This is a genomic window from Mesorhizobium sp. M1D.F.Ca.ET.231.01.1.1, from assembly GCF_003999155.2.
Classification (GTDB): Bacteria; Pseudomonadota; Alphaproteobacteria; order Rhizobiales; family Rhizobiaceae; genus Mesorhizobium.
On record NZ_RZOZ02000012.1, the window covers coordinates 155,375 to 178,974 of the forward strand.

Sequence of the window (23,600 nt, forward strand, 5' to 3'; positions counted from 1 at the left end):
GGTGGCCGCGTTCCGATCCCTACTCCGGCCGTGCAGCCTTCTTGTCGAAGGCGTAGGTGAGGATTGCCACGCCCGTTTCGGTCGCGACCTGGCTCAACAGTTTCAGCGTCGAGGGCGCCTGCCCCGGCTCGAAAAGGCGAAAACCTTCGCCCAGCACCAGCGGGTGGACCATCAGCACCAGTTCATCGACCAGCCCATGCCGCATCAGCGCGCGGAGCAGCTTGCCGCTGCCGAACATGACCAGCGGCTTGTCATGAGCTTGCTTGAGCTGGCGCATGGCTGCCTCGCCGGCAAGCAGCGTCGAATTTTCCCAACGCGGTTCGTAGCCTGGGTCGTGGGAAGCTACGAATTTCCGCACGTCGGTCAGCGCCTTGGTCATCGGACTGGCAGGCTGGCGGACGGCCCAACCTTCGTAGAGGTCCTCATAGGTAGTCCGGCCGGCGAGCAGCGACCATCCGCCGGCCATGGCGTGGCCAATGACCTCCTGCATCTTGCGGTCGCTGCCCGGATTGCCCCAGCCGCCATGGGCAAAACCATTGCGCGTATCCTCATCGGCGCGCGCCGGCGCCTGGTAAACACCGTCCAGCGTCAGATGCTCGATGGCGACGATCCGTGCCATCAGCCTTCCTGCCATGCGGCAAGCAGCGGGCCTTCGCTGCCATAGACGGGGTCCTTCTCAGGACGGCCGACCTTGGGGATGGTGCGCAGCGCCTCTTCGTGCTGCTCGGCGCGCGTGCACAGATCGTAGGTGCCGAAAGGCGGATAGGCGCCGACGACGAGCAGGTCAGATGACGACGACAGGCGCTGGTGGCCGGTGCCGGCCGGCAGGATCGCCACGTCGCCGGCCTTGACCGTCAGCACCTTGCCCTCGCCGCCGCCGAAGCGCACTTCGGCCGTGCCGCGCGCGATGCCCAGCACTTCGTGGATGCGCGAATGGTAGTGGACGTAATCGTAAATGCCGTTGCGCCAGCCGTCGCCCCAGCCGTTCGTGCTGAACAGGTCCTCGAAGACGGAAGCCGGATTGACATCGTCCGGCAGCGTCACGGCCTCTCGGTAGACGAGCATCGGCCAGCGTGGATGGTTGGGCACCAGGCCGTCATCCTCGAAGCGGAAGGTGAGCGGTTCACGCTGCTCGACAAGTTCCCTGAGCTTTGCTTGTCCTGGCATGCCGTGACCTTTCCGCCGCTCGATTGCCGACCGTTCTCAACCAGCGGCGGCGCGCTTTGTTCCCGCCCCTTGCGGCGATTGGCGAAGGCGAACGTGACATCCGATCTCCCCCTTGTGGGCCCTTGTGGGAGAGATGGTCGGCAGACCAGAGGGGGGCGCGAAGGAATGCAGCGTTGGCGCTTGCCAAAGTGCGCCCCTCGCAAGGATGCAGGTACGATCGACCGGCAAGGCCGGCGGGACAGCGCCCCTCTGTCCTACCGGACATCTCCCCCACAAGGGGGGAAATTGGCAGTTTTGCCGCCGGCTCTCCCTTGCAGAGACCTACACCTCGAGCATGACCTTGATCGCGCGGCGCTCGTCCATGGCGCGGTAGCCTTCCGCCACCTCGGCCAGCGGCAGCTTGAGGTCGAAGACCTTGCCGGGCTTGATCCTGCCCTTGAGCACGCGGTCCATCAGATCGGGCAGGAAGCGGCGCACCGGCGCCGGGCCGCCCAGCATGCGCTTTTGGCCGAAGAACAGGCGCTGGCCATCGAAGCTCACGCCATGCGGCACGCCGACATAGCCGATGGTGCCGCCGGGCCGCGAGCAGGCCAGCGCCTGGTCGAAGGATTCGGCCGTGCCGACGCATTCCAGCACCGAATCCGCGCCGACGCCCTTGGTGAGTTCCTTGATGCGGGCAATGCCTTCCTCGCCGCGTTCGGCTACGATGTCGGTCGCGCCGAATTCGCGGGCGAGTTTCTGACGGCTCTCGTGCCGGCTCATGGCGATGATGCGCTCCGCACCCATCTCCCTGGCAGCGAGCACGCCCATCAGGCCGACCGCGCCGTCGCCGACAACGACCACCGTCGACCCCTCGCGAACCTCGGCCGCGTCGGCCGCATACCAGCCGGTGCCGAGCACGTCCGAAACGGCCAACAGGTCAGCCACCAGCTCGGCGGGCGGAACCTCGGCGGTGGCGACCAGCGTGCCGTCGGCCAGCGGCACGCGGGCATAGGGCGCCTGCGCACCCGACATGAACTCGCGCTGCTCGCAGGAGGACTGGAAGCCGAAGCGGCAGTGCGGGCAGGTGTTGTCGGAAAGGCAGAAGGAGCCGACGACGAACTGGCCGGGGCGCACGTTGCGCACCTCTGCGCCCACCTCGACGACGATGCCGCAATATTCGTGGCCCATATGCATCGGGCCGTCGACCGGCTGCAGCCCGCGATAGGGCCACAGGTCCGAGCCGCAGATGCAGCTTGCCGAGAGCTTGATGATGGCGTCCGTCGGGCGAAGGATTTTCGGGTCCTCGACTTCCTCGCAGCTTATGTCGCCGGGCTTGTGAAGAACGGTTGCGAGCATTTTGCTTTCCTTTCGTTCGGAGGATCAGGCGCCGTAGTCGGCGTCGCTGACATGTTCCAGCCAGTCGACGACCCTGCCGTCCTTGACCTCCTGGACGGCAATGTGGGTCATGGCGGTCTCGGGCGATGCGCCGTGCCAGTGCTTCTCGCCGGGCGCGAACCAGACGACGTCGCCGGGCCTGATCTCCTCGACCGGGCCGCCCTCGCGCTGGACGCGGCCGCGGCCGGAGACGACGATCAGTGTCTGCCCGAGCGGGTGTGTGTGCCACGCGGTGCGGGCGCCGGGCTCGAAGGTGACCTGCGCGCCCTGCGTGCGGGCGGCGTCGAAGGGGTTGAAGAGCGGATCGATGCGGACGGTGCCGGTGCACCAGTCAGCCGGACCCTTGCCGGACGGCCGCGTGCCTGCGCGAAGAATGTCCATGGTGATCTCCTGTCAGATGCGTTCGATGCGAAGCGGAAACTCGCCGCTCTGCCGAGGGCGTCTTGATCCTCATTGAGGCGGCCGAGCCTCACGGGGGGCGCGGGCTGGCCCGCACCGACTTGCCAGGGAAGATATTGCAGCGAAGCTCGTGGGATTAGATGAGATAATCCGCATGGACTTATCGGCCTGTGATATAAATCTGAAACCGAAGAAGGTTTCCGATGCAGCGCGACGACATGAAGGATCTGCTGTGGTTCCTTGCGGTCGCCCGCGAGCGCAGCTTCACCAAGGCGGCGGCGGAGCTCGGCACGTCACAGTCGACGCTCAGCCACACCATAAAGGAGCTGGAGGCGCGGCTCGGCGTTCGCCTGCTCACGCGCACGACGCGCAGCGTGGCGCCCACCGAGGCCGGCGAGCGGCTGTTCCAGTCGCTTGCGCCGCGCTTCGAGGAGATCGAGGCGGACCTCGCCGGCCTGGTCGCCTTTCGCGACAAGCCCTCGGGCACGGTCCGCCTCACGCTGTCTGACCACGCGCTGCAGACGGTCGTCTGGCCGAAGCTTGAGCCGGCGCTGCGCGACTATGCGGATCTCCGCGTCGAGCTCTACAGTGATAACGGCATGCGCAACATCGTGGAGGAGCGTTTTGACGCTGGCGTGCGGCTCGGCGAGAGCGTCGATCGCGACATGATCGCGGTGCGGATCGGCCCGGACTGGCGGCTGGTGGCCGTCGCCTCGCCCGATTATTTCTCGCGCCGCCCCGCCCCGAGGATACCTCAGGATCTGGTCACGCATGACTGCATCTGCCTGCGGCAGGCGACGTTCGGCGGGCTCTATGCCTGGGAGTTCGAGAAAAAGGGCCGCGAGCTTCGGGTGCGAGTGGACGGCCAGCTGACCTTCAACACGACGCTTCCCATGGTCGACGCGGCGCTGAGCGGTTACGGCATCTGCTACGTCCCGGAAAACCTTGTCAGCCACCACATCGCGGAGGGACGGCTGACGCTCGTGCTCGACGACTGGAGCCTGCCCTTCCCGGGCTATCACCTCTACTATCCGAGCCGCCGGCAGCTTTCGCCGGCGATGGCGGTGGTCGTCGAGGCGCTGCGGCATCGGAGTTGAAGCCGCGGCCGGATCGATCGCTGCTGAGCCATCGCAGCCGCTCGCCTCTCAGGCAGCGCTGTCGGTTCGTCGTGAGGGCACGGGATCGAAGGAAGCTTTGGCAGAGCCGTCGAAATGCCTTGGTTCGAAGGCAAGAGCGTCATGCATGGGAAGCGCTGCCGAGAAGAGAAATCCCTGGGCGATCATGCAATCGAGCGAGCGCAGGATCAGGCGGTCGGCGTCCGTCTCGACGCCCTCGGCCATCACTTCTATTCCCAGCGTCCGCCCGAGATCGATGACCGCCTTGACGAGCGCCTGGTCTTCTACGGACTTCGGCAGATCGCGAACGAAGTCCTTGTCGATCTTGATCTTGCGGATGCGGCTGTCTTTCAGCGACACCAGGGTCGAGAAGCCGGTGCCGAAATCATCGAGCACGATCGATATGCCCGCGTCCGCCAGGCGTTCCAGCTTTTCGTCCACCCTGTCGCGATCCACGGGCGCCTCTTCCGTGATCTCTATCTCGAGCATGGCCGCGGGCACGTTGTTTGCCCTGAGGCCGTCGAGGATCATGTCGTCGACATTGCCGGCCTCGAGCTCGCGCGGCGATAGATTCATCGCTACGCGCACATCCTGGCGACCGTCCCTCGCGAGTTCTTCGATCATGGAGCAGCAGTTGAGAAACACGGTCTCCGTGAGCAAGGAAAGCAGACCGGTTTCACGCGCCGCCGTGACGATCTCCGGCGGCGGAATGGCCCCATGGACCGGATGCTGCCACCGCAGGAGCGCTTCGAAGCCGACGACCGCATGGGTGTCCAGCCGCACGATCGGCTGGAACCACGAGCAAAGAGCGCCGCTCTCGATGGCTGCGCGCAGGTCGCGCTCGATGCAATGCTTGCGTTCGAGCCCTTGGTCGAGTTCGGCATCGAAGAGACAGTATTCGTTCCTGCCGCTGTGCTTGGCCGCATAAAGCGCGAAGTCCGCGCGCAGCAGCATCTCCGTCAATTGCGGTTTCTCCGATGCGTAGATTCCGATCGACGGGCCGACACGCACCGAATTCAGCGCCGGATCGGGATCTGCGATGGCCGCGATGATCGAGGAGGCAAGCTCTTCCGTCGAATGCGGGGATCGCGAGGCGGGAAACAGCAGCACAAACTCGTCGCCGCCGATGCGCGCAATTGTTGCCCCTGGCGGAGCATGGTTCTCTATCCTGCGCGCGACCCTGACCAGCAGGTCGTCTCCGATATTGTGACCATAGGTGTCGTTGACGGATTTGAAGCCGTCCAGATCGATCAGCATGGCCACGAACGGACCGTCGGAACGCCCCAGACATGAGATGGCCTGCTCGAGCCCGTATCTGTTGAGCAAATTCGTCAGCGGATCCCGCCTGGAATTCCGTTCCATCTGGGCGGCGAAGGCCCTCGCCTCGTATTTGAGGCGGCTTGTCTCCTTGAAGCGGGCCTCACCGAGAAGCGAGCTCCTGATCATTCCGCAGAGAAAAAGCAGGACCGTGAAACCGAGGACGTAGTTCTCGATATTGCCTTTCGCCAACACGCATCCGGCAGCGATCAGCAGCGGCAGCGTCATGAAGTTGATCGAAGCCGGTGCGTATGACGCCCCGTAGGTGACCGAACCGGCCGAGAGGCCCGCAAGAACGACCAGGTAGAGCGGCGCCTGAGGCGTGGCGTACCCATCCGACAGCGCGGCCAGAAAAGACCACGCGATGCCGGATGCCAGAGCCAACAGCCCGTAAAAGGAAAGTCGGGCAGCGACCGGCTTCAACCCGCAATCGGGCCCACTATCGGGAACGTCCGACTGGGCAAGCGCCAGCCCTATGCGGGCGCCATTTATGATGGTGACCGCCGCGAACCACAGCACCGCCGCGAGGCGGCCGCCCGAGAGCATCTGCACCGCCAGGACCAGGGCCGAGAGCACCGTGCCGACGGGCATCGAGATGAAGAGGCCCTTCCTTAGGTCAGCGAGCTGATCCCGGAGTATCCCGTCTTCCACGGATTCGCTTTGCCCCTGAGGGCCCGGGCCTGAGCCAGGCGGGTTGAGATGTCCCATGATACTAAGTGTGTAGGTGAGCGGGATGAAAATCACGTTAAGGATTTCAGCAGCTTACGGCGCATCCGGCAGAGACAGGCGCGCGCGGCGTCCGCGGACTCCGCGACATCGGAGTCGAGGCTGCCCACAGCCCGACCGGCAGGTTTGCACGATCGGAGATCGCAGGCCCGATCCGACCGTGCGGTCAGGCCGCGAAAATTTATCGGTCCGTTGGAACCGATCCGACGAAACTTCATCTAATCATCGGTCGGTCTCCACGGTCAGGGAAGGATGGCGCACCGATGTCGCGACAAGGCCCCGAACCTTCACCGACTGGAGTAAGCAGGCCAAGCGATCGTGTGATTGCCCAAAACATGGCCCGGAGTCACTCTGGCAGGTTCTACATGGCATAAGGGAGGAGAAGATGGCTCAAGACCATTCCAAATCGAACGGACCGGATTTGACCCAAGGCATCGCGCAATCCGACCTTCCCGATGGCGGAAAGCTGGTCGGTCACTGCGGCGATGAACAGGTGCTGCTGGTGCGCAGCGGGACGGAAGTCTTCGCAATCGGAGCAACGTGCACGCATTACGGCGGGCCGCTGGTTGACGGTCTTGTCGTGGAGGATACCGTTCGATGCCCCTGGCACCATGCATGCTTTGATTTGCGCACCGGCGAAGCCTTGCGCGCGCCCGCCTTCAATCCGCTCGCCTGCTGGTCGGTGGACCAGCGGGGTGACCGGATATTCGTGGGCGAGAAACGCAAACGGGTGGCTCGGAAGCCCGCCGGCGGAGACGCCGGCCAGTTTGCCGGTAAAGTCGTGATCATCGGCGGCGGCGCGGCAGGTTTCGCGGCCGCCGAAAGACTACGGCGCGAAGGCCATCGGGGCAGCATCCTGATGCTCAGCGACGACGAGGCGCCGCCCGTCGATCGTCCCAACCTTTCCAAGGACTACCTCGCCGGCAAGGCGCCCTCGGATTGGGTTCCACTGCATGGCGCAAGCTTTTATGCAAAGAATGACATCGATCTGCGTCTCAAAACCAACGTCGCCGACATCGATGTCCGGTCCGGCGAGGTCGTGCTCGCCGACGGAACCCTGGCTGCCTACGACCGATTGCTGCTTGCAACGGGAGCCGAACCGGTCCGCCTCACCATTCCGGGCGCCGATCAGCCGCACGTTCACACGCTGCGCTCGTTCGCAGACTGCAGCACGATCATCGACCGGGCCAAGACTGCCCGCAGCGCCATCGTGCTGGGCGCCAGTTTCATCGGCCTCGAAGTTGCCGCGTCGCTGCGCGCGCGAAACATCGAAGTTCATGTCGTCGCTCCCGACGAACGCCCGATGGAACGGGTCCTCGGGCCGCAAATGGGCGACTTCATCCGCAGCCTCCACGAACAGAACGGCGTCGTATTTCATCTCAAGGACACCGCGACCGGCATCGACGGCGCGAGCGTGCAACTGAGCAGCGACCTTGTCCTGACCGCGGATCTTATCGTAGCCGGCATCGGCGTGCGGCCGCGGCTCGGGCTCGCCGAGAAAGCTGGGCTCAGGCTCGACCGCGGCGTCATGGTGGACGCCTTCCTGGAGACGAGCGTGCCGGGCATTTTCGCGGCCGGCGACATTGCGCGGTGGCCCGATCCCCACACCGGCGAAAACATCAGGGTCGAGCACTGGGTGGTCGCGGAAAGGCAGGGGCAAACGGCAGCACTGAACATGCTCGGACGCCAGGAGAAATACACTGCCGTCCCGTTCTTCTGGAGCCAGCACTATGACGTCCCGATCAATTACGTCGGACATGCGGAGCGATGGGACGAGATAGCGGTGGAAGGCGACATTGCCGCCAGAGATTGCCTGGTGCGTTTCAATCGCAAGGGACGCACGCTGGCGGTCGCTTCGATTTTCCGCGACATCGAAAGCCTGGAGGCCGAGATCGAAATGGAACGCCAGACGGCCAACGGATGAATCACACAGGAGCCGGTCAGATCGGGATGACGATCTGGGAGCGACGAACCGTATTACCGTGGCGTCGGCAGCAAAAGAGAGATCTTGGCCCGTGGCGCGAAAAAGCAGCGCAAATAGGGCTGATTGGTTATGACGTAATGATTCTCGCAGATATGGTATTGGCCGTCCGGCGATTCCTGCACGCGATCTCGCGGGATGTTGAAACCGTCGGGCACATAAGTATAGCCCCCGTCAACCCTCGACTGTACCGAAGACTGAGGTATGGCGCGGCAGTCATGACCGCCGCAGCATTTGAACTTCGTCACCGGATCAACCTTGTTTTCGTACCAGTCATGCGCGTTGGCGCCTGTTGCGGCGGCGGCGATGCACATGGCTGTGAGAATGAAGCTTCGCACGGCATTCCTCGTCTGCGGAGACGCTGCTCATTCGGGCGTCATGTATATTAGCGTTCCGCCAAAAACGCCATTGGTCCGCGAATGCCCAGCAAACCCCCAGCAGGCGACGTTCGGCCCTGGTGAGAGCAGGACACCAGGTTTTGCGCCCTGGCCGCTCAGACCAGCCGCTGCCCGCCGTCGATGTGGATGGTCTCGCCGGTCATGAAGTCGTTCTGCAGCAGATCGAGATAGGCTGGCGCAACATCGGCGGGCGTCGCGATCCTTCCCGCGGGAATGCTAGCGCCCATCTGTTCGAAATAGCGGCGTGGCTGGCAAGCGCCGGCGTCGAAGGCGTCGATCCGAACAGCGGGCTGACCTTCGATTCCGCCACCTTCGCGGTGGAGTCCGCCGTGCCGGGCGAAGGCGTGGTGCTCGGCCGCAGCATGCTGGTTTCAGCCGACCTCGCCACCGGCAGCCTGGTTCGGCCTTTCGACCACGCGCTGAAAGCCGTCTCCAGCTTCTATCTGGTGTACCCGCCGGAGGCGATCCGCCAGCGCAAGGTCAAGGCCTTTCGGGATTGGCCGTTTTCGGGGATCGCGCCGGGTTGAGGCTCTTCGAAAACCGCGGAGAGAGCATTTCTGCCTGCACCGCGTTCGCCGGCTCATGAAATATTCGACTCGAACAACCTATTCATCGAACAGGCGGGCCGGCGCGCCTTGCATTGAGTCAGGGCCTGTATGGAGACGAGACAATCGATTGCTCTAACGGACTGACTACACGATTTTATTAGTGAATCGCGGAACATCTTTTCGCCGACGACGTTGGACGCCCGGGATGGCTGTTCAGGTGGGCTATCAATGAACAAGTCAATCGTAATGGATTCGGTAGAGATCGACGCATTGGAGGACAGGTATTACGTGCGCGTCATCGAAGACGGTGTTGTAACCATAAAGGGGTTCAGGTCCGAACCGGACGCGAAATCTTTCGCCGAGGGCGAAAACACACGACTGGGACTTGACGCTGTCAAGCGGGCGGGTGCCGGCCAAAAGTAGCCTCGTAGAGATCTCCAAGCAAGTTGATGCATCGGCGATGCAACCTAGACAGCCAGGCTCGCTGCCGGTGGTGCGGACTCGGCAGCGCCGCGGTTAGCAATAACGATTCATTCGGGACCTCGCGGCAGACAGCGAAGGTCCCTTCGCGGTGAACACCACGCCGGCCATCTCAAACGCGCGGCGGATGCGGGTTCGTTTCTCGACCCGCAGAATTCTAATCCCGTTCTCGAATTCGCGAATGGTCCCTTCGCCAAGGCCGGCTTTGGCGCCGAGGCGCACCTGGGACCAGTGCAATAGTTCTCGTGCGGCTCGGGACTGCTCTGGCGTCAAATCTATCACGGGGGCTCTCCACTAAGACCTTTCAGCTGTCCATTTCCGGCGGCTTGTGTGCTGCTTGGCGAAGTAGTGAACCTCGTAGTCCTCGTCTGCCGACACACGGTCGCGGTCCCGGAAATCGCGCTTCATTTTGACGCCTGCCATGGGTGCTCCTCCTGGCAAACGAACACCCGGGAAGCAGGAATGTTCCAGAGCGCTAATACAAGCGTGCGGCGCTACCATTTGCCTCGGTCGGCGACCCTGGCGCATCGGGCGCTTTGAATCGAATGCACGCCGGGTCGGCCTCGGCATTGCTCGATTTTGAGGCGCTCAAATGGGGCAACCGACGGCATGGGCGGGGGCGTTGGGGAGCCGCCGGTCACCAGGACGGGGGGCCATGGAATCAGAGAAATGCATAGGCCCTTATATAAGCATGCCATCAATCTGCGTTTTTGGGAACTGGTTCCGGCTTAAAATTCAAACGCATATGCCCAGGAATGCACATTGACGGTGATGTTCGCGCGACTCTCGTGACAGGAACCAGATCGGCCGCGCCGCGTCATTAGGGCAGGTACCTGGGAGACAGGTATTGGCGCGGTCCTGGAGTGACTTCGATGGTCAGGTTCCTTTTTGTCGTTGCGATGGCGCTTGCGCTCGCATGCGGCGCGGCGCAGGCGGCCAGGCTGGACCTCGACGCGGTCAATCAGGCGCAGTTCAGCGAGGGCGAGCCAAAGGCCGTCGATCCGATGCTGCTCAAGGCGCAGATCCTTCTCGATCGCGCCCGCTTCTCGCCCGGCCTGATCGACGGCCGGCTTTCCGACAATTTCGCGAGGGCCGTCGCGGCTTTCCAGGCGGCGAACGGGCTGCCGTCCGACGGCAAGCTCACGCGAGAGACCTGGGACAGGCTCACGGCAACCTTCGCCGGCCCGGTGCTGACAAACTACGAGGTCACGGCCAGGGATGGGCGCGGGCCCTTCACCAGGCGCATCCCTGCCCGCATGGAGCGCATGGCGCAATTGAAGCGGCTCGGCTACCGCAACGCGCGGGAGAAACTGGCCGAGCGCTTCCATCTCAGCGAACAAGTGTTGAGAATGCTCAATCCCAGAAGCGGTTTCAGGAAGGCCGACACCACGCTGGTTGTGCCCAATGTCGGCCGAGGCGATCCTCCCGCAGCGGTCGCAAGCGTCGAGGTCGACAAGGCGTCCCGCGAGGTGCGCGTGCTCGATCCATCGGGCAAGCCGCTCGCGGTCTACCCCGCCTCGATCGGCAGCGAGGAGAAGCCGGCGCCGAGCGGCGCGGCCGAGGTCAGGCGCGTGGTGCGCAATCCGACCTACCACTACAGTCCGAAATTCGCCTTCAAGGGCGTCAGGAGCAAGCGGCCCTTCACCATCGCCAGGGGGCCGAACAATCCGGTCGGATCGGTCTGGATCGACCTCTCGATCGAAAGCTACGGCATCCACGGCACGCCCGACCCCGGCAAGATCGGCACGACCTTCTCGCATGGCTGCATCCGCTTGACCAACTGGGACGCCGAAGACCTCGCCGCCATGGTCAAGCCGGGCACGAAAGTCGACTTCAAGGACGAGACGGCGCAGGACGGGCAAAGTCAGTGAGATGCCGGCAGGGCCGATCCGGGCTATCCAAATGTCAGCAAACGCGATCGCTATTTCACCTTGATGACGACCTTGCCTTTCGCGCGCCCCTTTTGGACGAAAGCCAATGCCTCGTTCGTCTCTTCGAAGGAGAAGACCCGATCGATCACGGGGCGGATGGTTCCGGACTCAAGGAGAGGCGTCATCTTGCTCAGCTGATCGCCCTGCGCCCACATGAACAGAAACGAATACTCGATGCGGGCGCGGTCCGCCTTTCTGCGGATGCCGCGGCTCAAGGCGCGCATGACCAGCTTAAGCACGATGTTCAGGTCGAGCTTCTTGGCAAATTCGGGGTCCGGCGGACCGGAGATGGATATGAGCTTGCCGCCGGGCTTCAGGACGCGCAGCGACTTTTCGAGCGTTTTGGCGTCCTGGCTGTTGACGACGACATCATAGTCCTTCAACAGGTTCTCGAAGTCGTCTTTCCGATAGTCGACTACAATATCGGCGCCGAGCTTCTTGACCAGATTCGTGCTTGTAGCGCTGACAGTCGTGGCAACCCTCGCGCCGAGATGCTTCGCCAGTTGGATGGCGAATGTGCCCACGCCGCCTGACCCGGCCTGGATGAAGACTTGCTGGCCCTTCTTCAGATCGGCCTTTTCGACGAGCACCTGCCAGGCGGTGAGGCCGACGAGCGGGATCGAGGCGGCCTCCTCCATGCTGAGGTTTTTGGGTTTCAAGGCAATATCAGCCTCGTTGATTGCGATGAACTCGGCAAACGTGCCAATCCGGCCATCGCGCGGCCGTGCATAGACCTCGTCGCCGGGTTTGACCTTGCGGACTTTCGAACCGGCTCGGACGACGACGCCGGCAACGTCGTGCCCTAGGATGAAGGGCGGGCGATAGCGCAGGAAGGGTTTGAACTCGCCGTCCCGGATCTTGGCATCCAGTAGGTTCACGCCGGCCGCGTGGACTTCGACCAGGACATCATCGTCCCGCAGGTCGGGCACCGGCATTTCGGCAAGCCGCAGAGCGGCCTTCTTCCCATACTTATCGACGACAAAGGCTTTCATCATGCTCACTTTCTGAAATGGTTCTTGATGTCCGGCAGGCTGAGCTTCCGGGCAGGCATCGAATCCGGCATGCTGTCGGCGTGCTCAGACCGGCAAGCGGAATTGCTTGCGCAAGGTCTTGTCGAACATCTCTGCGGGCGCGAAGCGGCGTAACAGGCTCACCTGCCTCGCGGCCTTGCCGGCCGTATAACGTCGGCGTGGGTGTCTATCGGTGGCGGCCTGGAGGATCACTTGCGCCACGACTTCCGGAGCGTCGGCTTTGGGCATCACATCCCGCAGAAGCGCATCGACGCCTGCCCTTGCCTGGTCGTACTCCCTCATCACTCGATCGGGCTCGATCCCGTTCTGGTCGAAGACAGTGCGAACGAATGCCGGTTCGATGACCGAGACGCGAATGCCGAAGGCACGAATTTCGTGGTCGAGCGATTCCGAATAACCTTCGACGGCGTGCTTCACGGCTGAATAGTGCGCGGAATACGGCGCGGGGATTACCCCCAGGATCGATCCGATGTTGATGATGCGCCCGCCGCCCTTCCGGCGCATCGCCGGCAAGACAGCATTCGTCATCCGCACGACCCCAAACAGGTTTACGTCGAATAGCGCTCGAACCTGCTCGATGGACGACTCCTCCGCGCCCGCCAGCAGTCCGATACCGGCATTGTTGACCAGCAGGTCGACCCGGCCGGTCTTTGCGAGCACAGCTGAAACGAGGGCGTCGACCGATTCAGCGTCGGTCACATCGCACCTCAGCATAGTCACCTGGTCTGGAGCGTTGCTTATCGCCCGCCGGCTTGTTCCGAAAACGGTGAATCCCGCACGCGCCAGTGCCTCCGCACTTACGCGCCCAATGCCTGAGGAGGCGCCGGTCACAATAGCCGTCTTTCCAGAATGTTCGTTCATGTGGTGCTCCAACTCGTCTAGCCCTTTTCCATTTAATGGATTATGATCATAATATCACAGTATGATCATAATGCAATGGCCAGCTTGAAGGAGAGATCATGCGTTACGAAAAGGGTCGCAAGGACGCATCGCGCGGCCGCATCATGGAGGTTGCCGCCGATCGCTTTCGGGGCGACGGCTTCGCTGCGACCGGACTTGCAAGCATCATGAGCGACGCCGGGCTGACGAACGGGGCCTTTTATCCGCACTTTCAATCCAAGGCGGCGCTTGTGCGGGAATGTGTGGCGGCTGCTTTAGAGGGTCAGTCAGGCGAAATCGCAGAGGCATTGGCCTCGGGTGGCCTGGCGACAGCCATAGATGCGTACCTGTCGGCGGCTCACCGGGACAATCCGGAAAAAGGCTGTGCTTCCGCCGCGCTTTTGCCGGAGATAGCGCGCGAGCCAACTGAAACACGTCAAGTCTATACCGAGCGCTTTATGACATTGGTACGCCAGGTATCGGTGGCTCTTCCCCCGCAAACCAGAAATCCGGAGGATGTTGCTTTGGGTATTTTTGCAACCCTCATCGGCGCCCTTCAGCTTGCCCGCGCCGTAGACGGGACGGAATTGTCGGATCGCATACTCGCGGCAGGGGCAGACGCGGCGCGGAAGCTGATTCAAACGTGATGGAGCAGCAATTGGCGGAAGGCAGAGAACCGGAGCCGGACGCCGAAGACCTCGTCGCCTTGGTCAAACTGGGCACCCGGCCCCCGCATGACCGTTGCATAAGCCAAATTTATCATAATCCCTAGTTTTTCAGAACGTTACACGGCGTTCCACCGCCTGTAGCTTCGGCGTCGCGCTTTTGAAAACGGTCCGGATTTGGTGATTTGATGCAGACACATGCGAGAGTAGTGATCGTCGGCGGAGGGTGCGTCGGCGCCGGTATCCTGTACGGCCTGGCCAAGCGCGGCTGGACCGACGTGGCGCTGCTCGAGCGCACCCAATTGACCGCAGGCTCGACGTGGCATGCCGCGGGCCTGGTCCCGTCCTATGCCCGCAACATCAATGTCGGGCGGATGATCGCAAAAACCATCGAGATCTATGAAGGGCTCGAGGCCGAGACGGGGCAGCCGGTCGGATGGCACAAATGCGGCCAGCTGCGCATCGCCAATTCCCGGGACCGGCTGGACGAGTTCAAGAGCTATATGAGCGTCGCCGACGTCCAGGGCATGCGGGCGCAATTGCTGACGCCGGCGGAGGCCAGGGAGCTTTGCCCGCTGCTCGACAACGACCACATGCTCGGCGCGCTTTATCACCCCGATGATGGCCACATCGCGCCGGCCGACGTGACGCATGCCATGGCCAAGGGCGCGCGCGACCTCGGCAGCAAAGTCTATCTCAACACTGAGGTCACCGGCTTCAAGCGGACGCCCGGCGGCGAGTGGCTGGTTGAGACCAACAAGGGCGACATCACCTGCGAGCACGTGATCTCAGCCACCGGCAACTACGCGCGCCAGACCGGCGCGCTGCTCGGCCTCGATATCCCGGCTATCCCGATCCTGCACCAATACTGGATCACCGAGGCGGTGCCGGAGGTCGTGGAGCGGAAACGGCAGGGACGGCGCGAGATGCCAATCCTGCGCGACGAGGGTTTCGAGGGCTATCTGCGCGAAGAAGGCGACGGGCTGATGTTCGGGCCGTACGAGCGCATCGCGAACCTCAAACTGTTTGCCGAGGACGGCGTGCCCGCATGGTTCGGCGCCGATCTCGTCGAAGGGGATTTCGAGGCGGTGTCGTGGAACTGGCAGCAGGCTTTGCAGCTCGTCCCGGCGCTCGGACGGGTGGGCATCAAGGCCAATGTGCGCGGGCCCTTCCAGATGACCGCGGACGAGCTTCCGCTGATGGGACCGGCCTGGGGCCTGCCCAATGTCTGGCTGGCCGAAGGCGTGCCGGGCGGCATCCTGTGGGGCGGCACGATCGGCTACTATCTGTCGGAGCGGATCGTCGAAGGCGGCAACAGCCTCGACACCTCCGATCTCGACCCGCGCCGCTTCGGCGACTACGCCAACAAGGCCTGGACGCGCGAGAAGGTCCGCGAGGCCTGGGGCACGCATGCGGAGCAGAAATATCCGGGACAGGACATGCCCGCAGCCCGCCCTCAGAAGACGGCTCCTTCCTATGATCGGCTGACCGAGCTCGGAGCGGTGTGGGGCGTGCTCAACGGCTGGGAGATGCCCAACTGGTTCGCGCCGAAGGGCGTCGAGGCCAAGGACCAGTACAGCTGGCGCTGGACGGCCAAGGGGAATTTCGTCGCCGAGGAAGTTCAGGCGGTGCGCAACGCCGTCGGCCTGGTCGAGATGACGCCGATGACCAAGTTCGAGGTGTCGGGGCCGAGTGCCGCCACCTGGCTCGACAATATCCTCGCCAACCGCCTGCCGGCGACCGGCCGGGTGACGCTGGCGCATCATTTGACGGCGGCCGGCGGCGTGCAGGCTGAGTACATGGTGGCGCGCCTCGAACAAGACAGCTTCTACCTGATCTCGACGCCGCGCGCGGAGCGCTGGAATTTCGACGATCTCTCGAGACTGCTTCCCGTCGACGGCAGCGTGAGCCTGAAGAACGTCACCAACGACCGCGGCTGCTTCACGGTCGTTGGGCCGAACGCGCGAGAGGTGCTGCAGGCGCTGACGGAGGTCGATCTTTCGAACGAAAGTTTTCCCTGGTTCAGCGTGAAGACCGGCAGCGTCGCCTTGGCCAGCGACGTGCGGCTGCTGCGCGTCAATTACGAGGGCGAGCTTGGCTGGGAGCTCTATCATCCCCTGCCCTACCAGCGGCAATTGCTGGATGCGATCCTGAAGGAAGGCGAGAAGCACGGCATGCGGCTGGTCGGGCTGCACGCGCTTGAATCGCTCAGGCTCGAAAAATCCTACCGCGCCATGTATCGCGACATGAACCCGGAGCTCAACGCGCTGGAGAGCGGGCTCGAGCGTTTCATCCGCCTCGACAAGAGCGATTTCGTCGGACGCGAGGCTGTCTTGAAATACAAGGCGAGGAACGACCAGCGCCGGTCGGTGACGCTCAAGGTCGAAACCGACGGCGCGAGCACGCTTGCCTCCGAGGGCCTCTACATCGACGGCGCGCTGGTCGGGCGCATCACGTCCGGCGGCTATGGCTACGCGCTCGGGCATGACGTGGCGCTGGCGCTGCTGCCCGAGCGCCTGAGCCGGCCCGGCACGAAGCTCGACGTCGCGGTCCTCGGAGAATGGAAGATCGCCGAAGTCATCGCGGATTCGCCTTACGACCCGACCTCGGCCAGAGCGCGGATGTAGCAGACGGGGCCGTCGAGCCCCGTAGCTGATGCAGCCCTTGAGTGGAGCCAAGCATGCGCATCGACCGGATCAATGTCTACTCGGTGCAGCTGCCGGTCAAAGGCGGCGTCTACCGGATGGCCAGCGCCGACGTGGAGGCGCTGGACTCGACCCTCGTCGAGATCGTTACGGATGATGGTTTCACCGGCTGGGGCGAGACCTGCCCGGTCGGCCCGGTCTACCAGCCGCATCATGCGCTTGGCGCCCGCGCCGCGATCGCCGAAATCGCCCCGGGTCTGATCGGCGCGGAGATCGCCTCGATCAGGCTGCTGGCGAAACGCATGGACGAGCGGCTCAACGGACATGGCTACGCCAAGGCCGCCTTCGACATGGCCTTTCTCGACCTGCTTGGCCAGAAGCTCGGCGTGCCGGTCTCGACGCTGCTCGGCGGCGCGCTGACCGACCGCGTGCCGGCCTATTATTCGCTGATCGTCGGCACCCCGGATGAAATGGCGAGGATCGCGGCCGACAAGGTGAAGGCGGGCTATCCGCGCCTGCAGGTCAAGATCGGCGGACGCAATCTGGAAGAGGACGTGGCCGTCGTCCACAAGGTCTGGGAGGCGGTCGGCTACAAGGCGCGGCTGGCGGTCGACGGCAACCGGGGCCTGACGGTCGCCGCCGCGATCCATCTCGACAGGCTCTGCCAGGCGATCCCCTTCGTCTTCGAGCAGCCCTGCAACACGATGGACGAGGTCGCGGCGCTGAAAGGCCGCGTGACGCATCCGGTCTATCTCGACGAGAGCACCGAGGACCAGAACGCGGTGCTGCGGGCAATCTCGATGGGCATCGCGGACGGGTTCGGCTTCAAGGTCACCCGTCTCGGCGGCCTCACCAAGATGACGACGGTGCGCGACCTCTGCGCCATCCGCTCGCTGCCGCACAGCTGCGACGACGCCTGGGGCGGCGACATCATCGCGGCGGCCTGCGTGCATCTCGCGGCAACCGTGGAGCCGCGCCCATGGAAGGCGCCTGGATCGCGCAGGAGTACATCAAAGGGCATTTCGACGGGAAGCACCCCGTCGTCATCCGCCAGGGGCACATCGCCGTGCCGCAACGGGCGGGGCTGGGAGTGAAACCCGAGCCCGGCACGTTCGGCAAGCCGGTGGCGATATACGGGCCTTGACCGATGCGCCGGCCAACCCGGTTCAGACCGGCCGATCACTTCTCGAAAAGCGCGGATCGTTCCGCCTCGCCCTGCGTTGAGGACGACGCACGGAGGAAAAGGCGATGGACGACGACCGGACCGAGAAGATCAGGCAGCGCGCGTATGAGATCTGGCAGCGCGAGGGCAGCCCGGATGGCGACCCTGAGCGGCACTGGCTCCAGGCCGAGATGGAAATCGATCGCGAGGCGGCCCTGCCGTTGACGGCGGACGACGCGCTGCCGGAAACCCGCGAGATCGACAGCGCGGATGTGCTGACGGTCGAGGCGCTGGCGATACGTACCGGGATCAGCAGTGGAGAGGCACAGGAACTGCTCGACCGGCTGGGCAACGACCGCGCCGCGATCGAGCAGGCGGCGCGGGCCATCCAGGCGCGGAAAGGCTGAGCCAAATACAACAGGCAGGACGGACGCAGCCGGCGCAACGCGGGCTGGCGGCGGATAGTTTTGCCGGCCGGTCAGAATGTCTCGAACCGGCGCTGCACCTTGAGTGTGAACGCTTTCCTTTTTTCGGCGGAAATGCCTTCGACGGAGTATCTCGTCAGGTAGAGATGCTTCACATTGCGGCCGCACATCGTCTTCAGGCCCCGCAGCAGCACCTTCTTTCCCAGATTTTGCATATAGATTTCCGTGTACCACCACTTTGAGGAGGCGGGGCGATGAAGTGGAAAGCGGCGGTTTCCTGTCTCGCGACGATGTTGATGGGTGGACTGATGCCCGGCCAGGCGCTGGCCTGGGGCCAGGAAGGCCATGCGGTGATCGCCGAGATCGCGCAGCACAGGCTCAGCCAAAGCGCCCATGACACGATCGAGCAGCTGTTGCGCGCGCATCTCAAGCTCAAGCCGCCGGCGACGGTGTCGCTGGCCTCGGTGGCGAGCTGGCCCGACGACTATCGCGCGGAGAACCACAAGGAAACGTCGAACTGGCATTTCATCGACATCCCGCTGGCGTCGAAGCCCGGCGACGCGACGGCCAGTTCCACCGCCTACGACCCCGCGCGCGACTGCAAGAACGATCCGGCTTTCGGTTTCTGCCTGATGAAGGCGCTGCCGGCGCAGGAAAAAATCCTCGCCGATCCGAAGAAGAGCGACGAGGAGCGCTGGAAGGCGCTCGCCTTCGTCATCCATCTGGTCGGCGACCTGTCGCAGCCGCTGCACTGCGTCGAGCGCCTCGGCGGCAACCAGGGCGACCAGGGCGGCAACACGCTGACGGTGACCTTCAACGTCTCGCGGCCGAAGCCGGACGGCTCCACCTACCGCGACCTCATCACCTTCCATGCGGTCTGGGATTCGAGCCTGATCCTGTTCAAATACTATGACTGGGGCAAGGTCGCGCTCGACCTCGAGACCGATGTCATCCCCAATCTCGCGCCATTGCCGGCGGCGGACCGGACGCCCGAGAAATGGCTGGCGGCGTGCCATGCAATTGCCGAGGATGCCTATCGCGCGCTGCCCAAAGGCACGTCGATCAAGGCGGACAACCCGCACGCGGTGATCCTCGACCAGGCCTATTTCGAAAAATTCTCGCCGGTCGCCGTAAAGCAGCTCGCGCTCGGCGGCCTGCACCTGGCCGCCGTGCTCAATGAGACGCTGGCGGTGGACAAGTAGGCGGCGGGTCAGACCCGGGCAGGCGCCGATTGCCGCTTCGCCTGTGCGGATGCATAGTGCCGGCTCGGCAATGGCGCCTCGTTTCGAGGACTATCGGAAATGGCCATGAGCGACGAAGAAGACAATCCCGGCGTCGCGGTGTTCCCGCCGCTGCTGTTCCTTGTAACGGTGATCCTGATGCTGGCGCTGCGCTATATCTGGCCGCTGGCGATCGGCGGCAGGCCGGCGACCTTGGTGCTGGGCCTCGTGCTGGCGGCGCTTGCGATTGCCGGCATCGCCTGGGGACGCATGACGATGCAGCGCGGCGGCACCAATATCGACCCGACGAAGCCGACGCTGGCCATCATCACCGGCGGCCCGTTCGGCTACAGCCGCAACCCGCTCTATGTCGGCCTGATGGGGCTGCTTCTCGGGATTGGGCTCGTGTTCGATACCTGGTGGGGCGTGGTTGCGCTGGTCCCGGTCTCCCTCATCCTGCATTCCGGCGTGGTGCTGCGCGAGGAGGCCTATCTGGAGCGCAAGTTCGGCGAGCCCTACCGCGCCTACAAGGCAAGCGTGCGCCGCTATCTCTGAGACGATGCCGCATACCGGGTCCACGCGACCGGCGTGACAGCAGGTGGGCGTGTTTCGGGCGTCAGCCCTTCATCGAATTGCTGAACATCTGCACGCCGACGCGCTCGTTGCGCCGCCAGCGCACAACGGCACGATAGACGGCATCATCGTCGGGAACGATGAGCGTGAAGCCTTCCGGTATCTCCACCTGCGCACCGACGCGCAGCTCGGCGCCATGCTCGTGCTGGTTACGGATGGAGCACCTGATGCGGGCGTCGGCGGTGACGATCGTGGCCTCCTTCAGCACGAATTCTCGTGAATGAAGACGGCGCTCGGTGTGGGGAAAGGTGGCCATTGTGCACTTGTCCCGGAACTTCCTCGGCGGGCTCAGCCTCCCTCACCCGAAGCCGCATGGTAACAGCGAGGCGTTTCCTTTCCGTTAGCGATTGCTAATTGCGGCATCATCCCGTTCCACACAAATGCGGCGCCGTTTGTGCCGGCCCATCGCTTCGGTCATCGATTGCCGCCCAGGCGCCCGCAACCTGCAACACGCTTCTAAAGCGCGTTACGCCGAAACGGTTCCCAAAACTGCTGCACATTTTTCTGCGACACGCATTCAGACACCCAGGAACTGATGGACCGCCGCGCCAATCAGGATCAGCCCGGTCGCCACCTCCAGTAAAGTTGCGAGCCGCGCGGTGCTCGAGCCGAACCGCTCGAGGATGGCGACCGAGCCGCGGCGGAAGAGCACCGCCAGGGCGACCACCATGCCGAGCGTGATCGCGACGCCCGCCATCATGGCGACCGCGAACGCAAGTCCGGCCCAGGGCACGCCCCGCGCAATCGCGAAGGTCATGACGAACAGCGTCAGCGGACACGGGACCAGTCCGGCCATGACGCCGACGACCTCGCCTTCACGGGCGTGATGATGGTGACGGCCGCGCAGCGCCCGTCAGATCATCCAGACGCCTACCAATCCGAGAAAGCCCCGGCTAAGTGTTTCCAGGGGCGGGAGCGCGGCCAACGCTGCCCAGCGCAATCGAGACCAGCGGCAGCGCCAGCACCGCAATCAGCACGGCAAGGGTGATGTGGGTGAAGGATAACGCCAGCGACGCCAGCAGCCCCCCGCGACAGCCGCACGCGCGAGCCGGTTATGTAGGCGGCGAGCAGGGTCTTGCTATGGCCGGGCGTGATTGCATGGGCGGCGCCGAACACAACGCCCATTGACAATACAGCAAGAAGCGCCAGCCGACTGCCATTGGCGGCGAAGGATTTCAGATGTTGCGCCACCGCGAGGTAGATCTCGCGCTGGCAGTCAAAAAGCGCCTGTATCATCCACGCGCGTGCTCGTGATGATGGCCTTCCGGTTCGGCCATGGCGAAGGGCAGTTCTTCGCTGTCGGCGCCGGCGGCCAGCTGCAGCCTGGCGGAAAATTCATGCGGCTCGGCCGGCGCCACGATGCTTTGGAGATAGTGATGGTCGCCGCCGACAGGCGACAGCGGCAGGCGCTCCACCGCACCGCCCGGCCGCTCGATGGCGACATTCGCCCGCAAGCCCTCGGCGTGGCGCGACAGCCGCAGGCGCATGCGCTCGCCCTGCGGCGTGTCGACGATCTCCAACAGTCCGCTCGCCAGCTTGCCCGACACCAGGAACGGATCGGGCGCGTGATGATGCCCGGCCCGTGCGTAGGATTGGGCGAAACGGACGGTAGCGACATCGAGGGCCGGAATGTGCGCGAACAGCTCGGTTTTCAGCGACACGGCGATATTGTTGGCGGCGGCAAGCAGCAGCCCGTCATTGACCGCGATCGCCACATCCACATGCAGCTTGTGGCCGAGCCATCGGGCTTTCGCCTCGACCACCTTCTCGATGCCGGGGACATGTTCGGCGGCATGGTGGATCTCGTTCACGAGGCCGGGCTCGACGCCGTCAAGCATCCGCGTCAGCACCGAGCGCGCCGACTGCCAGACGATGCCGAAGATGGCGGCGGTGATGAGCAGGCCGATGATCGGGTCGGCCAGCGGATAGCCAAGCCAGACGCCGATCGCGCCGGCGACGACGGCAAGGCTGGTGAGCCCGTCGGTGCGGGCGTGATAGCCGTCGGCGATCAGCGCGGCGCTGTTGATCTGGCGGCCGACGCGGATCCGGAACACGGCCACCGCCTCGTTGCCGAGGAAGCCGATGACGCCGGCGGCAGCAAGCCAGCCGAGGAACCGCACCGGCTGCGGGTCGAGCAGGCGGTCAATCGCCTCATAACCGGCGACCAGCGCGCTTGCCTGGATGATCAGCACGATGACGATGCCGGCCAAGTCCTCGACACGGCCGAGGCCGTAGGTGAAGGTCGTGGTCGGCTTGCGGCGCGCCAGCACGAAGGCGATCCAGAGCGGTATGGCGGTGGTCGCGTCCGCGACATTGTGGATGGTGTCGGCCAGCAGCGCCACGCTGCCCGAAAACACGACAACGGCGATCTGCAAAGCCGCGGTTATCGCGAGGATCACGAACGACCATTTGATCGCCCAGATGCCGCGATCTGTGGTCGCGATCGTAGCGTCGATCACGCCATGCGTATGGCCGTGCGGGCCATGATGGTCGTGGCTGTGCCCACCATGGTCGTGACCATGCGCCCCGAACCCGAACCAGGCCAGAATCCTTGCCCACATGGTTGCCTCACAGATACTTGGTGAGCTGTTTCAGCTCCTTGAGCGTGTCCCTGGTCGGTTCTCCGCCTTCGACCAGGCAGTGCTCCATATGATCGTGGATCAGCTCGCGCTTGGCGTTGCCGACGGCGCTTTCGACGGCATGAAGCTGTTGCGCCAAGTCAAGGCAGGAGCGTCCCTGCTCGAACATGGTGAGCACGGCGGCGAGATGGCCGTGCGCGCGCTTGAGCCGGACGATGATATCGGGATGGGAACTGTGTACCGTCATGCGTTATCCTATCCTCCAGGGTAGGATGGGCGCAATGGACAACCACCCGAAGCCGACCTTGCGGATTTGACCGCGAATCCTCCGCGCATCCGTTACGCATCGCTTGGAAAACAATCCGGAACCATGGCGTCGCGCGCGCCTTTCTTCCGTCAGGAGGAATTTTCCGATGTCAGACAATGAAAGCTCACGCGACGCGGCTGATCACGTCTTGATCGGCGAGGATTTCGACGTCGCCCGTTTCGCGAGGAAGTTCCAGCTTACGATCCCTGAAGCTCGGCAGCTGTTTGCCAAATATGGCAATGATCGCGTGGTGCTGGAGCGCGAAGCCCACGCGCTTGGTTCGAGCCCGAACGGCGACCGCACGACGGATTAGAACGCACCTGCTTGCTTGCCCGCGAAGGGCTGCGACATGGGCGATGACGCTGCTCATTCGAAAGGCCGAGCATCGCCGGTATCGACAGCAGGAACCCGAGAAGATCGAAAGCAACGGGCCTCAAAAGCCGCTAGTGCCGCTTGAAGTATTGCACCTCGCGCTCGTGCTTCTCGGCGGCCTCGCGCGACTTGAAGGTGCCGAGGTTCCGGCGCTTGCCGGTCCTAGGGTCCACTTTGCGCGAATAGAGACGGTATTCGCCGGACTTCAGCTTGCGGATCATGGCTGCCTCCCTTGAGATTTCA

Annotated in this window: 27 protein-coding genes; 12 read left to right on the forward strand and 15 right to left on the reverse strand. The window is 63.9% G+C overall.

Annotated elements, in window-relative coordinates:
* Positions 1–19: 19 nt before the first annotated feature.
* The 4 genes from EN874_RS26580 to EN874_RS26595 form a co-directional block, all read right to left on the reverse strand.
* On the reverse strand, positions 20–619 hold the full coding sequence (locus EN874_RS26580) for a dihydrofolate reductase family protein (RefSeq protein ID WP_168247618.1): 600 nt from the start codon (positions 617–619) through the stop codon (positions 20–22).
* A complete protein-coding gene (locus EN874_RS26585; RefSeq protein ID WP_127427770.1) occupies positions 619–1,167 on the reverse strand; it encodes a cupin in 549 nt (182 codons plus the stop codon). Before EN874_RS26585 ends, EN874_RS26580 begins: the two co-directional genes overlap by 1 nt.
* 321 nt (positions 1,168–1,488) lie before the next feature.
* Positions 1,489–2,505, reverse strand: coding sequence for a zinc-dependent alcohol dehydrogenase family protein (locus tag EN874_RS26590; RefSeq protein ID WP_127427769.1), 1,017 nt, complete (start codon positions 2,503–2,505; stop codon positions 1,489–1,491).
* A gap of 24 nt (positions 2,506–2,529) precedes the next feature.
* Complete coding sequence (locus EN874_RS26595) at positions 2,530–2,925, reverse strand: cupin domain-containing protein (RefSeq protein WP_127427768.1); 396 nt, start codon at positions 2,923–2,925, stop codon at positions 2,530–2,532.
* A 221-nt stretch (positions 2,926–3,146) separates the two neighbouring features.
* Here EN874_RS26595 and EN874_RS26600 point away from each other — a divergent pair, with 221 nt between their 5' ends.
* A complete protein-coding gene (locus EN874_RS26600) occupies positions 3,147–4,040 on the forward strand; it encodes a LysR family transcriptional regulator (protein ID WP_127427767.1) in 894 nt (297 codons plus the stop codon).
* 48 nt (positions 4,041–4,088) lie between these two features.
* On the opposite strand, the gene EN874_RS26605 is transcribed toward EN874_RS26600, so the two are convergent.
* Complete coding sequence (locus EN874_RS26605; RefSeq protein WP_245513687.1) at positions 4,089–5,966, reverse strand: bifunctional diguanylate cyclase/phosphodiesterase; 1,878 nt, start codon at positions 5,964–5,966, stop codon at positions 4,089–4,091.
* 520 nt (positions 5,967–6,486) lie between these two features.
* Between EN874_RS26605 and EN874_RS26610 the strand changes: the two genes are divergently transcribed.
* Positions 6,487–8,025: an FAD-dependent oxidoreductase gene (locus EN874_RS26610; protein ID WP_127427912.1), complete on the forward strand. Its 1,539-nt coding sequence runs from the start codon at positions 6,487–6,489 to the stop codon at positions 8,023–8,025.
* A 53-nt stretch (positions 8,026–8,078) separates the two neighbouring features.
* Here EN874_RS26610 and EN874_RS26615 read toward each other — a convergent pair whose 3' ends face one another.
* A complete protein-coding gene (locus tag EN874_RS26615; RefSeq protein ID WP_127427766.1) occupies positions 8,079–8,420 on the reverse strand; it encodes a hypothetical protein in 342 nt (113 codons plus the stop codon).
* A gap of 140 nt (positions 8,421–8,560) precedes the next feature.
* Here EN874_RS26615 and EN874_RS34950 point away from each other — a divergent pair, with 140 nt between their 5' ends.
* On the forward strand, positions 8,561–9,007 hold the full coding sequence (locus tag EN874_RS34950) for a LysR substrate-binding domain-containing protein (RefSeq protein ID WP_348631748.1): 447 nt from the start codon (positions 8,561–8,563) through the stop codon (positions 9,005–9,007).
* 249 nt (positions 9,008–9,256) lie between these two features.
* Positions 9,257–9,451: a hypothetical protein gene (locus EN874_RS34070; protein ID WP_135887477.1), complete on the forward strand. Its 195-nt coding sequence runs from the start codon at positions 9,257–9,259 to the stop codon at positions 9,449–9,451.
* Between the two features lie 93 nt (positions 9,452–9,544).
* On the opposite strand, the gene EN874_RS34880 is transcribed toward EN874_RS34070, so the two are convergent.
* Positions 9,545–9,790: a helix-turn-helix domain-containing protein gene (locus tag EN874_RS34880; RefSeq protein ID WP_281061455.1), complete on the reverse strand. Its 246-nt coding sequence runs from the start codon at positions 9,788–9,790 to the stop codon at positions 9,545–9,547.
* A gap of 590 nt (positions 9,791–10,380) precedes the next feature.
* On the opposite strand from EN874_RS34880, the gene EN874_RS26635 reads away from it, so the two are divergent.
* The gene (locus tag EN874_RS26635; RefSeq protein ID WP_127427763.1) at positions 10,381–11,379 is read left to right on the forward strand and encodes a L,D-transpeptidase; all 999 of its coding nucleotides are present in this window, start codon (positions 10,381–10,383) and stop codon (positions 11,377–11,379) included.
* A 50-nt stretch (positions 11,380–11,429) separates the two neighbouring features.
* On the opposite strand, the gene EN874_RS26640 is transcribed toward EN874_RS26635, so the two are convergent.
* Together EN874_RS26640 and EN874_RS26645 are read right to left on the reverse strand one after the other, a co-directional pair.
* Complete coding sequence (locus EN874_RS26640) at positions 11,430–12,431, reverse strand: NADP-dependent oxidoreductase (RefSeq protein WP_127427910.1); 1,002 nt, start codon at positions 12,429–12,431, stop codon at positions 11,430–11,432.
* An 84-nt stretch (positions 12,432–12,515) separates the two neighbouring features.
* On the reverse strand, positions 12,516–13,331 hold the full coding sequence (locus EN874_RS26645) for an oxidoreductase (protein WP_127427762.1): 816 nt from the start codon (positions 13,329–13,331) through the stop codon (positions 12,516–12,518).
* A 98-nt stretch (positions 13,332–13,429) separates the two neighbouring features.
* Here EN874_RS26645 and EN874_RS26650 point away from each other — a divergent pair, with 98 nt between their 5' ends.
* The 4 genes from EN874_RS26650 (at position 13,430) to EN874_RS26665 (ending at position 18,228) form a co-directional block, all read left to right on the forward strand.
* A complete protein-coding gene (locus EN874_RS26650; protein WP_127427761.1) occupies positions 13,430–13,996 on the forward strand; it encodes a TetR/AcrR family transcriptional regulator in 567 nt (188 codons plus the stop codon).
* A 206-nt stretch (positions 13,997–14,202) separates the two neighbouring features.
* Positions 14,203–16,641: an FAD-dependent oxidoreductase gene (locus tag EN874_RS26655; RefSeq protein ID WP_127427760.1), complete on the forward strand. Its 2,439-nt coding sequence runs from the start codon at positions 14,203–14,205 to the stop codon at positions 16,639–16,641.
* A gap of 53 nt (positions 16,642–16,694) precedes the next feature.
* A complete protein-coding gene (locus EN874_RS26660; RefSeq protein ID WP_281061456.1) occupies positions 16,695–17,753 on the forward strand; it encodes a mandelate racemase/muconate lactonizing enzyme family protein in 1,059 nt (352 codons plus the stop codon).
* A gap of 154 nt (positions 17,754–17,907) precedes the next feature.
* A complete protein-coding gene (locus tag EN874_RS26665; RefSeq protein ID WP_127427759.1) occupies positions 17,908–18,228 on the forward strand; it encodes a DUF2934 domain-containing protein in 321 nt (106 codons plus the stop codon).
* Positions 18,229–18,299: 71 nt separating this feature from the next.
* On the opposite strand, the gene EN874_RS33845 is transcribed toward EN874_RS26665, so the two are convergent.
* Positions 18,300–18,461, reverse strand: a complete 162-nt coding sequence (locus EN874_RS33845) for a hypothetical protein (RefSeq protein WP_168247619.1) — start codon at positions 18,459–18,461, stop codon at positions 18,300–18,302.
* Between the two features lie 39 nt (positions 18,462–18,500).
* On the opposite strand from EN874_RS33845, the gene EN874_RS26670 reads away from it, so the two are divergent.
* Together EN874_RS26670 and EN874_RS26675 are read left to right on the forward strand one after the other, a co-directional pair.
* Entirely contained in the window at positions 18,501–19,448 is a 948-nt protein-coding gene (locus tag EN874_RS26670; RefSeq protein ID WP_127427758.1) for a S1/P1 nuclease, read from the forward strand.
* Positions 19,449–19,553: 105 nt separating this feature from the next.
* Positions 19,554–20,021, forward strand: coding sequence for an isoprenylcysteine carboxylmethyltransferase family protein (locus tag EN874_RS26675; protein ID WP_168247620.1), 468 nt, complete (start codon positions 19,554–19,556; stop codon positions 20,019–20,021).
* A gap of 61 nt (positions 20,022–20,082) precedes the next feature.
* Here the strand turns inward: EN874_RS26675 and EN874_RS26680 are convergent, their stop codons facing one another.
* The 4 genes from EN874_RS26680 to EN874_RS26695 form a co-directional block, all read right to left on the reverse strand.
* Positions 20,083–20,355, reverse strand: a complete 273-nt coding sequence (locus EN874_RS26680) for a PilZ domain-containing protein (protein WP_127427756.1) — start codon at positions 20,353–20,355, stop codon at positions 20,083–20,085.
* A 261-nt stretch (positions 20,356–20,616) separates the two neighbouring features.
* The gene (locus EN874_RS34535) at positions 20,617–20,895 is read right to left on the reverse strand and encodes a hypothetical protein (RefSeq protein ID WP_245513688.1); all 279 of its coding nucleotides are present in this window, start codon (positions 20,893–20,895) and stop codon (positions 20,617–20,619) included.
* Between the two features lie 436 nt (positions 20,896–21,331).
* Positions 21,332–22,660, reverse strand: coding sequence for a cation diffusion facilitator family transporter (locus EN874_RS26690; protein ID WP_127427755.1), 1,329 nt, complete (start codon positions 22,658–22,660; stop codon positions 21,332–21,334).
* Positions 22,661–22,667: 7 nt separating this feature from the next.
* Positions 22,668–22,925: a metal-sensing transcriptional repressor gene (locus EN874_RS26695; RefSeq protein ID WP_127427754.1), complete on the reverse strand. Its 258-nt coding sequence runs from the start codon at positions 22,923–22,925 to the stop codon at positions 22,668–22,670.
* 166 nt (positions 22,926–23,091) lie between these two features.
* On the opposite strand from EN874_RS26695, the gene EN874_RS26700 reads away from it, so the two are divergent.
* On the forward strand, positions 23,092–23,298 hold the full coding sequence (locus EN874_RS26700; protein ID WP_127427753.1) for a DUF3606 domain-containing protein: 207 nt from the start codon (positions 23,092–23,094) through the stop codon (positions 23,296–23,298).
* A 130-nt stretch (positions 23,299–23,428) separates the two neighbouring features.
* On the opposite strand, the gene EN874_RS26705 is transcribed toward EN874_RS26700, so the two are convergent.
* Entirely contained in the window at positions 23,429–23,578 is a 150-nt protein-coding gene (locus EN874_RS26705) for a hypothetical protein (protein WP_095770090.1), read from the reverse strand.
* Between the last annotated feature and the right edge of the window lie 22 nt (positions 23,579–23,600).